Annotated in this window: 10 protein-coding genes; 8 read left to right on the forward strand and 2 right to left on the reverse strand. The window is 66.1% G+C overall.

Annotated features, from left to right (window positions below; genetic code table 11):
• Nucleotides 1-99 precede the first annotated feature (99 nt).
• Complete coding sequence (locus tag CYR32_RS14550; RefSeq protein ID WP_101825658.1) at nt 100-903, reverse strand: DeoR/GlpR family DNA-binding transcription regulator; 804 nt, start codon at nt 901-903, stop codon at nt 100-102.
• 37 nt (nt 904-940) lie between these two features.
• Nucleotides 941-1837 carry a PfkB family carbohydrate kinase gene (locus tag CYR32_RS14555; protein ID WP_101825660.1) on the reverse strand — a complete coding sequence of 299 codons (897 nt, stop codon included), beginning with the start codon at nt 1835-1837 and terminating at the stop codon, nt 941-943.
• A gap of 175 nt (nt 1838-2012) precedes the next feature.
• On the opposite strand from CYR32_RS14555, the gene yihU reads away from it, so the two are divergent.
• From yihU to CYR32_RS14595, 8 genes are all read left to right on the forward strand, one after another.
• Nucleotides 2013-2906, forward strand: a complete 894-nt coding sequence (gene yihU, locus CYR32_RS14560; RefSeq protein ID WP_101825662.1) for a sulfolactaldehyde 3-reductase — start codon at nt 2013-2015, stop codon at nt 2904-2906.
• Nucleotides 2907-2930: 24 nt separating this feature from the next.
• Nucleotides 2931-3803, forward strand: a complete 873-nt coding sequence (locus CYR32_RS14565; RefSeq protein WP_101825664.1) for a class II fructose-bisphosphate aldolase — start codon at nt 2931-2933, stop codon at nt 3801-3803.
• A gap of 1 nt (nt 3804) precedes the next feature.
• Entirely contained in the window at nt 3805-4854 is a 1050-nt protein-coding gene (locus CYR32_RS14570) for an aldose epimerase family protein (RefSeq protein ID WP_101825667.1), read from the forward strand.
• Between the two features lie 3 nt (nt 4855-4857).
• Complete coding sequence (locus CYR32_RS14575) at nt 4858-6213, forward strand: L-fucose/L-arabinose isomerase family protein (RefSeq protein ID WP_101825669.1); 1356 nt, start codon at nt 4858-4860, stop codon at nt 6211-6213.
• Nucleotides 6214-6243: 30 nt separating this feature from the next.
• Nucleotides 6244-8280, forward strand: a complete 2037-nt coding sequence (locus CYR32_RS14580; RefSeq protein ID WP_101825671.1) for an alpha-glucosidase — start codon at nt 6244-6246, stop codon at nt 8278-8280.
• 58 nt (nt 8281-8338) lie between these two features.
• Nucleotides 8339-9724: an MFS transporter gene (locus CYR32_RS14585; protein WP_101825672.1), complete on the forward strand. Its 1386-nt coding sequence runs from the start codon at nt 8339-8341 to the stop codon at nt 9722-9724.
• A 44-nt stretch (nt 9725-9768) separates the two neighbouring features.
• Complete coding sequence (locus tag CYR32_RS14590; RefSeq protein WP_101825674.1) at nt 9769-11202, forward strand: glycoside-pentoside-hexuronide (GPH):cation symporter; 1434 nt, start codon at nt 9769-9771, stop codon at nt 11200-11202.
• Nucleotides 11203-11374: 172 nt separating this feature from the next.
• Nucleotides 11375-11902 (forward strand): YjjA family protein, encoded by a 528-nt coding sequence (locus CYR32_RS14595; RefSeq protein WP_101825676.1) that lies wholly within the window; start codon nt 11375-11377, stop codon nt 11900-11902.
• Nucleotides 11903-12451 lie beyond the last annotated feature (549 nt).

Raw genomic sequence — 12451 nt, forward strand, 5'->3', positions numbered from 1 at the left:
ACGCGAGGGGGGTAATGACGGCCAGTATAGCACTCAAGGGGGTGGGTAATCCGCTGTGAAACGGCCTCCGGGGCCGCCCATTCAGCGGATTGGCAGGGATCAGGGCTGTGTGCCGGGGGCAGGAACGACCGGCGCGAGGTGAACCTCCACCTGGTGCTGGGCCAGCCGGGCCGCCAGCGGCGGCGGCGGGGCGGCATCGGTAAACAGCGCGCTGATCTCGCTGACCTGCGCCAGCTCCACGGCGGCCGAGGCGCGGAATTTGGTGTGGTCGGCCGCCACCAGTACATTGCGGCTGTGGGTCATCATCGCCCGCGCCATCGCCGCCTCGTTGACGTCAAATTCCAGCAGCGTGCCGTCCCCCTCCAGCGCGCCGGTGCTGGTGAGGGTGTAATCGGCGCGGAAGCCGGAGACAAACTGCATGGCGCTCGGCCCGATGATGCCGCCGTTGTGGGCGCGCAGCGTGCCGCCCGGCACCAGCACCTCAAAATCCTTCTGCTTGTAGAGGATCTGCGCCACCCGCAGGCTGTTGGTGATGATGCGCAACTGGCTGTGTGACAGCAGCGCGCGGGCGATATGCTCCACAGTGGTGCCGATGGTCATAAACAGCGTGCAGCGGTCGGGCAGTTGCCGCGCCAGCGCCTCGGCGATCGCCTGTTTCTCCTCATTGCAGGCCAGCTCGCGCTGCTCAAAGGCGGTGTTGACCAGGCTGGAGGCGCGCCCCGCGCCGCCGTGGTGGCGGGTGATAAACCCCTCCTGGCTCAGCTTGCGGATGTCACGGCGCACCGTCTGGGTCGAGACCGCCAGCAATTGTGCCAGCGCCTCAATGCTCATATAGCCACGCTCGGCAATCAGCGCGATCAGCTGATCGTGCCGGGGGTTGCCCGTCAGGTCCGTCACACTCATGGCTGCTCCTTCTCCTTTTGTCCGGTTCCGGGCCATTTTATACAGAAAGTGACAAAAATGCGCTGAGTTGATCACAGTCCGGGATGCCGGCGCGGCCGCCAGGCCGGGTGCATTTCAGCGCGGCCGCCGCACTGGCGCACCGCACCGCCTCAGCCGGTGGCTCTCCGCGGGCAATTGCCCACGCCAGCGCCCCGTGGAACACATCCCCGGCCCCGGTGGTGTCTTTGACCGCCACCTCAAACGCCGGCTGGTGGCGGCAGCGGCCGTTCTCCAGCCACAGGCAGCCCTCCCGGCCCAGCGTGACGTAAACGGTGCCGGGCGTCATCTCAGCCGCGCGGCGCAGCGCCGCCTCCGGGGGAAGATCCCCGGCCAGCCGTTGCAGCGCGGGCCAGGAGAAGGCGGCGTGGTCTGCCAGCGCCAGCAGCGGGGCGATCGGCTGCGGCGTGAGGTCGGCGTCCAGCAGCGTGGGGATGCCCGCCGCGCGCGCCTGCGCCATCGCCCGCGCGGCCCCTTCCGGCCAGCGCACGTCCGCCAGCAGGGCGTCGTAATGGCGGAAATCGATCGCCGCCAGCCAGGCGGCGTCGGCGTCCAGCGCGCGGCCGGGGAAATTGACGATCATCCGCTCGCCGTGGCGGTCAACCAGAATCGCCGACTGGCCGGAAGCCGCGCCCGCGATCCGGCGGCAGTGGCGGGCGGAGACCCCCTCCGCCGCCAGCCCGGCGCACAGCGCCTCACCGCAGGCATCCTGCCCGACGCGGCCGATAAAATCGACCTGCGCCCCCAGCCGCGCCGCGGCCACGGCTGCCGTGGCGGCCGGGCCGCCGCCCGCCTCCTGATAGTGCTGCGCCACATATTTCCCGCCGCCGCCGGGCAGCGCCTCAACATAGTACAGCCGGTCTTCCACGGCGATCCCCACGCAGGCCAGGGTGGTCATGCTGCTCTCCTTAACAATCCAGATGGTCAATGCTGTCCATTTTATCGGCGGGAATTGTTGGAAAAGTGACTGATGTCTGATTTTTTACTCAAAACAACAAATATGATCAAAAAACACCATGAAATGACAAATCTCGTGTCATTTTGTTTTGAGTTTGCCAGGGGAGAACGCAGTAATGACAAAGGCGGCATTTATCGGACTGGGGCAGATGGGCGCGCCGATGGCGCGGAACCTGCTGCGCCACGGGCATCACCTTCAGGTTTACGACCTCAACCCGCAGGCGGTGGCCGCGCTGGCGGCAGAAGGGGCACAGCCCGGCAGCAGCCCGGCGGAGGCCGCGCGCGGCGCGGAGGTGGTGATCACCATGCTGCCGGACGGCCAACGGGTGCGCGAGGTGCTGCTCGGTGCGCAGGGCGTTACGCAGACCCTCGCCCCGGGCGCGCTGGTGGTGGAGATGTCCACCATCCACCCGCGGGAGAGTGACGCGCTGGCGCAGGCGATGGCGGCCCAGGGTTTCAGCTTTATGGATGCGCCGGTCGGCCGCACCTCGGCGCACGCGGTGGCGGGCACGCTGCTGATCCTGGCGGGCGGCACGCCGGAGCAGGTGAGCCGCGCCGCGCCGCTGCTGCGCTGCATGGGGGACACGCTGGTCGAGGCGGGGGGGCCGGGGCGCGGCATCCGCATCAAGATCGTCAACAACTACATGAGCATCGCGCTCAATGCGCTGTCAGCCGAGGCGGCAGTGCTGTGCGAGGCGCTCGGCCTGCCGCTGGAGACCGCGCTGGCGGTGATGGGCCAGACCGCCGCCGGGCGCGGGCACTTTACCACCAGCTGGCCGGACAAGGTGCTGAAAGGCGACCTCACCCCCGCCTTTATGATCGACCTGGCCCACAAAGATCTGGGGCTGGCGCTGGACATCGGCAGCCAGCTGCGCGTGCCGCTGCCGCTGGGGGCCGCCGCGCGCGAGCTTTACAGCCAGGCGCGGGCGCAAGGGCGGGGGCGGCAGGACTGGAGCGCCCTGCTGGAACAGGTTCGTGCCGCCGCGGGGCGGGACCATCACAGCGCCTGAGGCGCGTTTACTGAGGAGAGAACGATGCCCTATATCGCGGGAGATACCCTGATTCGCCACGCCTGGCAGCAGGGGTATGCCATCGGCGCATTCAGCGCCCACAACGCCGAAACCGTGCTGGCGATCCTGGAGGCCGCCGAGGCGGAGCAGGCCCCGGTGATGATCCAGGTCGGCCAGAAGGTGATTAACACCCTGGGGCTGCGGCCGATGAAGGCGCTGATCGACGCCTGGCTCGATCGCGTCACGGTGCCGGTCTGCGTGCACCTCGACCACAGCCGCAGCTTTGAGCAGACCATGGAGGCGGTGCGCTGCGGCTTCCAGTCAGTGATGTTTGACGGCTCGCACCTGCCGTTTGCCGAGAACGTGCGCATCACCCACGCGGTGGCGGAGGTCGCCCATGCGCTGCGCATCGGCTGCGAAGGGGAGATCGGCAAAATCGGCGGCGTGGAGGATGAGATCGACGTGGCCGAAGAGGATGCGCTGATCACCGGCTGTGACGAGGCGCTGGCCTTTGTACAGGCCACCGGGGTGGACTACCTGGCGGTCTCCATCGGCACCGCCCACGGGCTGTATAAGAAAACGCCCCGGCTGGCGTTTGACCGGCTGGCGGAGATCCGTGAAACCGTGCAGCGGCCGGTAGTGCTGCACGGCGGCTCCGGCGTGCCGGACGATCAGGTACGCCGCGCCATCGCGCTTGGGGTTGCCAAGGTCAACGTCGATACCGAGCTGCGGCAGGCGTTTACCGAGGGCATGGCGGCGGTGCTGGCGGAGGACCCGCAGGAGTACGTGCTGGCGGTGTCGCTGGGGGCCGGGCGCGAGGCGATGCGGCGCAAAGTGCAGGAGAAGATCCGGCTGTTCGGCAGTCAGGGGCAGGCGGGCCATTTTACAGGAGAGTGAGATGACGCAGGTAACAGAGACCCCGTTTGGGGAACACCAGGGGCAGGCGGTGAGCCTGTTTACGCTGACCAATGCGCAGGGCATCAGGTTAGCAGTCACTAACTACGGCTGCATCGTCACCCAGCTCTGGCTGCCCGACCGGCACGGCAGGCTGGCGGACGTGGTGCTGGGCTTCGACACGCTGGCGGAATATCAGGCCGGGCACCCCTTTTTCGGGGCCATCGCCGGGCGCTGCGCCAACCGCATCGGCGGCGGGCGCTTCCGCCTTGGGGAGGAGAGCTTCACGCTGGCCTGTAACGAGGCGGCCACCGGCCAGCACCTGCACGGCGGGGTGCGCGGCTTTGACAAGTACGTCTGGCAGGCGGAGGCAGAGGCGGACGGCGTCTGCTTCCGCCGCGTCTCACCGGACGGCGAGGAGGGCTACCCCGGCACGCTGACGGTGACGCACCGCGTCCGTCTCACGGAAGAGAACGTGCTGCATTTTGAGTATGAAGCGGTCACCGACCGCGCGACGCCGGTCAACCTCACCAACCACAGCTACTACAACCTGTCGGCACAGGCGGACGACATCCGCGGCCACCGGTTGCAGATAGAGGCCGATCTCTATACCCCGGTTGATCCGGCCACGATGCTGCCGGGCGGCGAGATCCGTGCGGTGGCGGGGACGCCGCTCGATTTCCGCCAACCGATCGCGCTGGGCGCGGCGATGGCAAAGCAACCGGCCATCGACATCAACTACGTGTTGCGGGCGCGTTCCACAGAGAACGGTTTACACCCCGCCGCCACGCTGGCAGACCCGGTCTCCGGGCGGGCAATGCGGGTCTTTACCGACCAGCCCGGCCTGCAACTCTATAACGGCGCGAAACTCAGCAACCGGCCGTGGGCCGGCAAGGGCGGCCTGCCTTACGGCGCGTTTTCCGGCCTCTGCCTGGAGACGCAGGCCTTCCCGGACAGCGTCAACCAGCCGCATTTCCCCGGCGTTGTCCTGCAACCGGGCGAGGTCTACCGCCACCACACCGCCCACCATTTCAGCATCCTCAGGGAGGCGTAAACCATGAAAGAAGAGACGACCCGCCCGCTGACGCTGGGCGTACTGGCCCTGGGGCGCGCCACCTTTGATGTGCCCTATGCCGAAGAGATGATGGCGCAGGCGTGGCAGACGCTGCGCGGCCTGGGCTGCTCACTGGCCGGGGAGCCGGTGCTCTGCCTGGAGGCGGACGCGGTACACGCTGCCACCGCCGCACTGCGTGAGGCGCAGCCCGACCTGCTGGTGATCCTCCAGGTTACCTTTACCGATGCGGCGCTCACCACGGAACTGCTGCGGGCGTGGCACACGCCCGCGCTGCTCTGGTCATTCCCCGAGGCGCGCACCGGCGGGCGGCTGCGGCTGAACGCCTTTTGCGGCGTGAACCTCGCCTGCCACGCCCTGAGCCGTCACGGCATCCGGGTGCAGACGCTGCACGCCGCGCCGGGCAGCGCCCAGGCCGCCGAAGAACTCCGCCTGCTGGCAGAGGCCGCCGGGATCGTCGGCAAACTGCGGCGGGCGAAGGTGCTGGTAGTGGGCGACCATCCGCAGGGCTTTGACGCCTGCAACTATGACCGCGACCAGCTGGCCGCGCGGTTCGGCACCCACAGCGAGCGGATGCCGGTGCATGCGCTGATCGCCCAGGCGTCGGCCTTGCCGGAGAGCATCACCGACGCCCCGTGGCAGCGGCGCAGCCGCGATTTCAGCAACCTCGCGGAGATGCCGGAAGCACCGGCCCGCAAAACGCTGAAAGTCTACGCCGCGCTGCAACAGCAGGCGGCGAGCCACGGCTACGACGGCATCGCCGTGCGCTGCTGGCCCGATTTCTTCACCGACTACGGCTGTGCCGCCTGCGGCGCGCTGGCGCTGATGAACGAAGACAAGATCCCGTGCGGTTGTGAGGCGGACATGTTCGGCGTGCTCTCCTCGCTGCTGTTGCAGTGGGCCTCCGGGCAGGGGGCATTCAACACCGATCTGGTGGACATCGACCCGGAACAGGACAGCGTGGTGTTCTGGCACTGCGGCCAGGCACCGATTGAGATGGCCGACCGTGACGCCCCGGTGCGCGCCGCGCTGCACTCCAACCGCAAGCTGCCGCTGCTGTCGGAGTTCGCGCTGAAGCCGGGGCGCATCACCCTCTGCCGCATTTCGCAGGGGCAGGGCAAACTGCGGCTGATGCTGGCCGGGGGCGAGATGCTGAAAGCGCCGCTGGCCTTCTCCGGCACGGCCGGGGTGGCGCGGCTGGATGTCCATGCCGACCTCTACCGGCAGCGGCTGCTGGACGCCGGGATGGAGCACCACACCTCGCTGGCCTACGGCGACCACCGCCCGCTGCTGCGCAAAGTGGCGCAACTGCTGGATCTGGATTTGCTTGAGCTGGCCTGATGCCGGCTCACACACAGGGAGCATACCACCATGACAAGCACTATCCCCCAGGGCGGCCTTGAGTTCAGCCCCACTGCGGACGGCTTCACCCTGCACCTCGGCGGCCGTTTGCTGTTGCAGCACAGCGCGCAGCGCCCCTGCCTGAGCGTCGGGCAGGGCGAGGCGGACATTGAGATGTTCCGCGGCAACTTCAGCATCAAAGACAACCTGCATGAGAAGCTGGCACTGACGGCGTGCGCCATCCGTGACAGTGACGCGGGCCTCTGCGTCACGCTGTCACGCGGGGAGGTCGCCGCCGCCACGCTGATGATCGCCCAGGATGAGGCAGGCAGGCTGCGGATTTCGGTCAACAACCACAGCCCGCACCATAACCGGATCTGGCTGAACCTGGTGGCCGGGCCGGAGGAGCGTATCTACGGCTGCGGCGAGCAGTTCTCCTACTTCAACCTGCGCGGCCGCCCGTTCCCGCTCTGGACCAGCGAACAGGGCGTCGGGCGCAACAAGAAAACCCTGGTCACCTGGCAGGCGGACTGCCAGGAGAACGCCGGCGGCGACTACTACTGGACGTTTTTCCCGCAGCCGACTTTTGTCTCCAGCCGCCGCTACTTCTGCCACATCAGCAACAGCGGCTACATGTGTTTCGACTTCTCCGCGCCTGACCACCACGCGCTGGCGATCTGGGAGCCGCAGGCTGAACTCTGCTTCGACACCGCCCCGAGCCAGCTGGCGCTGGTCAGCAAGCTCTCGGCGATGCTCGGCCGTCAGCCGGAGCTGCCGGAGTGGGTCTATGACGGCATCATCCTCGGCATTCAGGGCGGCACCGAGGTCTGCCAGCAGAAGCTGGACCGCGCCCGTGAAATGGGCGTCAGCGTGGCGGGCATCTGGGCGCAGGACTGGGAAGGGCGGCGCATCACTTCGTTCGGCAAACGGCTGATGTGGAACTGGCGCTGGGATGAGGAACTCTACCCGGGGCTGGACCAGCGCATCCCGCAGTGGAAACAGGAGGGGGTGCGCTTCCTGGGGTACATCAACCCCTATGTGGCGATCGAAAAAGAGCTCTACGCCGAGGCGGCGGCGCACGGCTACCTGACGCGTGACGCCGAAGGCCGCGACTATCAGGTGGAGTTCGGCGAGTTCTACGCCGGGGTGGTGGATTTGACCAACCCTGAGGCTTACCGCTGGTACAAAGAGGTGATCAAACGCAACCTGATTAACTTCGGCCTCGACGGCTGGATGGCCGATTTCGGCGAATACCTGCCTACCGACACCTTCCTGCACAACGGCGTCAGCGCGGAGATCATGCACAACCGCTGGCCGGCGCTCTGGGCGCAGTGCAACTACGAGGCGCTGGCCGAGAGCGGCAAACTCGGCGAGGTGCTGTTCTTTATGCGCGCCGGGTACACCGGCAGCCAGAAATATTCGCTGATGATGTGGGCCGGTGACCAGAACGTCGACTGGAGCCTGGATGACGGCCTCGCCTCAGTGATCCCGGCGGCGCTGTCGCTGGCGATGACCGGCCACGGCCTGCACCACAGCGACCTCGGCGGCTACACCACGCTGTTTGGCATGAAACGCAGCAAAGAGCTGCTGCTGCGCTGGTGTGATTTTGCCGCCTTCACCCCGATGATGCGCAGCCACGAAGGCAACCGCCCGGACGATAACTGGCAGTTTGACAGCGACGACGAGACGTTGCGCCACCTGGCGCGCATGACCGGCATCTTCCGCCGCCTGAAACCCTACCTGCAACAGGCGGTGGCAGAGAACAGCCGCGAAGGCATCCCGGTAATGCGCCCGCTGCTGCTGCACTACGAGGATGACCCGCAGACCTTTGATCTCGCCTACCAGTACCTGCTGGGGCGCGACCTGCTGGTGGCCCCGGTGCACCAGCCGGACTGCCGGACGTGGACGCTCTACCTGCCGCGCGACCACTGGGTCAACCTCTGGAGCGGCGAGCCGGACAGCGGCGGCCATGAGGTGACCGTGGACGCGCCGCTGGGGCAGCCGCCGGTGTTCTACCGGCGTGACAGTGCGTGGGCGACGCTGTTCGCCACCCTGCGTGATGCCTGAGCGATAACCCTGCTTTTCCTGCGCACCGGGCTGCGGTGCGCTTTCAAGGAGATTAACCATGACCCTCTCCGTTGATGCCCCGCCGCGCGCCGTGCTCTCCACGCTGCCGCTGCGTGAGAAGATCGCCTACGGCCTCGGCGACGTCGGCTCCAACCTGCTGCTGGACATCGGCACGCTCTACCTGCTGAAGTTTTACACCGATGTGCTCGGCCTGCCGGGGGCCTGGGGCGGCCTGATTTTCCTGGTGGCGAAGTTCTTCACCGCCTTCACCGACATGGGCACCGGCGTGCTGCTGGATGCGCGCCGCCACGTCGGGCCGCGCGGCAAGTTCCGCCCCTTTATCCTGTTTGCCGCCTTCCCGGTGGCGCTGCTGGCGGTAGCGAATTTCGTCGGCACGCCCTTTTCCCCCGGCGGCAAGGCGCTGATGGCGACGGTGCTGTTTATGCTCTACGGCCTGTTCTTCAGCATGATGAACTGCGCCTACGGCGCGATGGTACCGGCGATGACCAAAAACCCGGACGACCGCGCCCAGCTCGCCGCCTGGCGGCAGGGCGGGGCGACGCTGGGGCTGCTGCTCTGTACCGTGGGCTTTGTGCCGATCCTCGACCGCTTCGCGCAGAACCCGCAGCAGGGCTATCTGGTCGCTTCCACGTTGTTTGCGCTGCTGGGCCTCGGCTGCATGTGGCTCTGTTACCGCGGCGTCACCGAGCGCTATGTCAGCGCCGCCCCCACCGGCGCACGGCCGGGGCTGCTCGCCTCGTTCCGCGCCATTGCCGGTAACCGGCCGCTGTTTATCCTCTGCCTCGCCAACCTCTGCACGCTGGCGGCGTTTAACGTCAAGCTGGCGATCCAGATCTACTACACCCAGTACGTGCTGCACGATCTCTCGCTGATGGCCTGGATGGGCTTCTTTAGCATGGGCTGCATCTTCCTTGGGGTGCTGCTGGTGCCGCTGATGGTACGGCGTTTCGGCAAGAAGCCGGTCTACCTCGCCGGGCTGCTGATCTGGGCGGCGGGTGACCTGCTGAACTACGCGGTAGGCAGCAGTTCGCTGCTGTTTGTGCTCTTCTCCTGCCTGGCCTTTTTCGGCTCGGCCTTTGTCAACAGCCTCAACTGGGCGCTGGTGTCAGACACGGTGGAGTTCGGCGAATGGCGCACTGGCGTGCGCGCCGAGGGCACCGTCTACACCGGCTTCACCTTCTTCCGCAAGGTGTCGCAGGCGCTGGCCGGGTTCTTCCCCGGCCTGATGCTGACGCAGATCGGTTATGTGCCGAACGTGGTGCAGAGCGCCGCCACGCAGGAGGGGCTGCGCCAGCTGATTTTTGTCTGGCCCTGTGTGCTGGCGCTGGCGACCGCCGCCATCATGGGGCTGTTCTACCGCCTGAACGAGAAGACCTATGTGAAGATCGTCAGTGAACTGGAGGCGCGCCGGCAGCGCGCCTGACCCGCACACCACACCCCGAGGGCCGTCCGGGGGAAGGAGAGACCATGACGCAACATTCCGTAACCCTGGCGGCCGCACAGCCCGCCGGGGCGGTGCAGACGCCGCTGCTGACGCTGCGCGAGAAGCTGGCCTACGGGCTGGGCGACGTCGGCAACGGCTTTATGTTTGACCTCGGGCAGATCTACCTGCTGAAGTTCTACACCGACACCCTCGGCCTGCCGCCTGCGGCCGCCGGTGGGGTGTTTTTCTTCACCAAGCTGTTTGACGCGCTGGCGGATTTCAGCGTCGGCACCTGGGTAGACCGGCGGCGCAACATCGGCCCGCGCGGCAAGTTCCGGCCGTTCATCCTGTTCGGCGCGGTGCCGCTGGGGCTGGCGACGGTGGCGAGTTTCTGGCAGCCGGGTTTCAGCCCGGACGGCACGCTGCTGTGGGCCTATTTCAGCTATATGCTGTTTGGGCTGATCTACAGCATCGTCAATATCCCTTACGGCTCGATGATCGCCGCCATGACGCAGGACCCGGTGGAGCGCGCCCAGCTCGCCGCCTGGCGGCAGGGCGGCTCGAACCTGGCGCTGCTGATCACCACCGTCTGTTTTGTGCCGCTGCTGGCCTGGGTGCCTACCAGCCAGCAGGGGGCGCTGTGGGTAGTGGGGGGCTTCGCGCTGGCGGGGGTGCTGTTGCAGCTCTTCTGTTACGCCAATATCCATGAGCGCATCGGCCGGCCGGAGGCGGTACAGCGCCGCGCGCCGCCGTTCCCGCTGCTGGACGGGGTGCGCGCCATCGGCCGCAACACGCCGCTGCTGCTGCTCTGCCTGGTGAACCTGCTGACCTTTTCCGCCTTTAACGTCAAGCTGGTGGCGCAGGTTTACTACTGCCAGTATGTGTTGCGTGACATCGGCATCCTGCCCTATATGGGTTTTTTCAGCATGGGCTGCGTGTTTCTGGGCGTGGCCTGTGTGCCGTGGCTCAGCAAGCACCGCGGCAAGAAGGTGACCTTTGTGCTGGGGTGCGCCATCTGGGCGCTGGGCGATCTCTGTAACTATTTCTGGCCCACGCCCGGTGCGCTGCCGTTTATCTTGTTCTCTTGTCTGGCGTTTTTCGGCAGTGCGCTGGTGAACAGCCTTTACTGGGCCTTCGCCTCAGACGCGGTGGAGTATGGCGAATGGAAAACCGGGCTGCGCACCGAGGGGATGGTCTATTCGTTTTTCACCTTCAGCCGCAAGCTGTCGCAGGCGATCGCCGGGTCGCTGCCGGGGGTGGTGCTGGCGTGGGTCGGTTACCGGCCCAACAGCGTGCAGACGCCCACTGCCGAGCACGGGATTACGCTGCTGATGTTTATCTACCCCGGGCTGCTGGCGTTGCTGACGCTGGTTGTCTGGTGGTGTTTTTACCGGCTGGATGAGGTGCGTTACGAAGGGATTCTGCTGGCGTTACAGCAGCGCAGGCAGGCAACCGGCCCCGCCGGAGATCGCGCCTGAGGGCAGTTTTTTTTCCTGTTATCCTGCCATAAGCCGGATAAGCCGCTGAAATCACCCCGTCAGCGGCAAACTCAGACAGATCCGGTTGAGGTGGGCCGCACTGCCCCCTAGTGTGACAGGCTGAGTTCTGGTGACATCATTTTTTCTCTTTTTTATCAATGAGGGGTAGTCGATGGTTACGTTTTCATCACGCTGGGTTGCAGCGCTGGCGTTGGGCGGGTTGCTGGCAAGCGGTGCAGCGCAGGCTGACTGGGCGGGCACACTGAAAAGCGCCAGTGACGCGCTGAACAGCAACAACACAAATACGGCCAACAACAGCAGCAGTGCGGCGGCAACCACCGGCACCGGCGGGCTGTCGCTCGGCGCGCTGACCGGGCTGCTCAACGGCGGCGACAATGGCCTGAAAGCCGAGAGCGCCACCAACGCCGCAGGCGTGCTGGAGTACTGTGTCAAAAACAACGTGCTCTCCACTGCCAACGCCACCAGCGTGAAGGATCAGCTGCTGAGCAAACTCGGCATCCAGAGCGCGTCCGGCGCGCAGAGTGAAGAGTACCAGGACGGCCTCGGCGGCATCCTGCACACCGGCCAGGGCAACGACCTGAACCTGAGCAACCTCGGCGTCGGCACCGCCCAACTGAAGCAGAAGCTGAAAACCAAAGCCTGCGACGTGGTACTGAAACAGTCGAAAAAACTGCTGTAACCCCAACGCCCGGCAAACGCCGGGCGTTCTCCTTCCGCACTCACCTGCAAAACTTACCGCCGCCATTTCCTCACACACTTAAAGAGTGGCAGACGTGATAGGAGCATAACGATCATTGCCGAGCGGAGCCGCAGGATAAAGGTAAAAGCACGCCTGACAACAAGTATCCACCCCTACCATTTCCTTACATACCCGCAGGTTTGCAGAGGGGGTGGGGGCGTAAAAATCATTGCCGAATGGAGCCGCAGGGCCGGGCGAGCACACAGAATGCTCAATAATCCACCCCTACTATTTCCTTACATACCCGCAGGCTTGCAGAGGGGGTGGGGGCGTAAAAATCATTGCCGAATGGAGCCGCAGGGCCGGGCGAGCGGACAGGACGTCCGCGAGAGGTACAGCCACGCTGGGAGCGTGTCTGTACCGGCCCGATCAGCCCGGAGGTGAAATGAGGGGACACGCGGGAGCGTGCAATGATTCAGCCAGATCACCCAAGGCGCGGGGATGCAAGGGGCGCGCGCCTACGCGCCCCTTGCGCGGTGGCGGCAGCGG

The organism is Chimaeribacter coloradensis (assembly GCF_002858715.1).
Lineage (GTDB): Bacteria > Pseudomonadota > Gammaproteobacteria > Enterobacterales > Enterobacteriaceae > Chimaeribacter > Chimaeribacter coloradensis.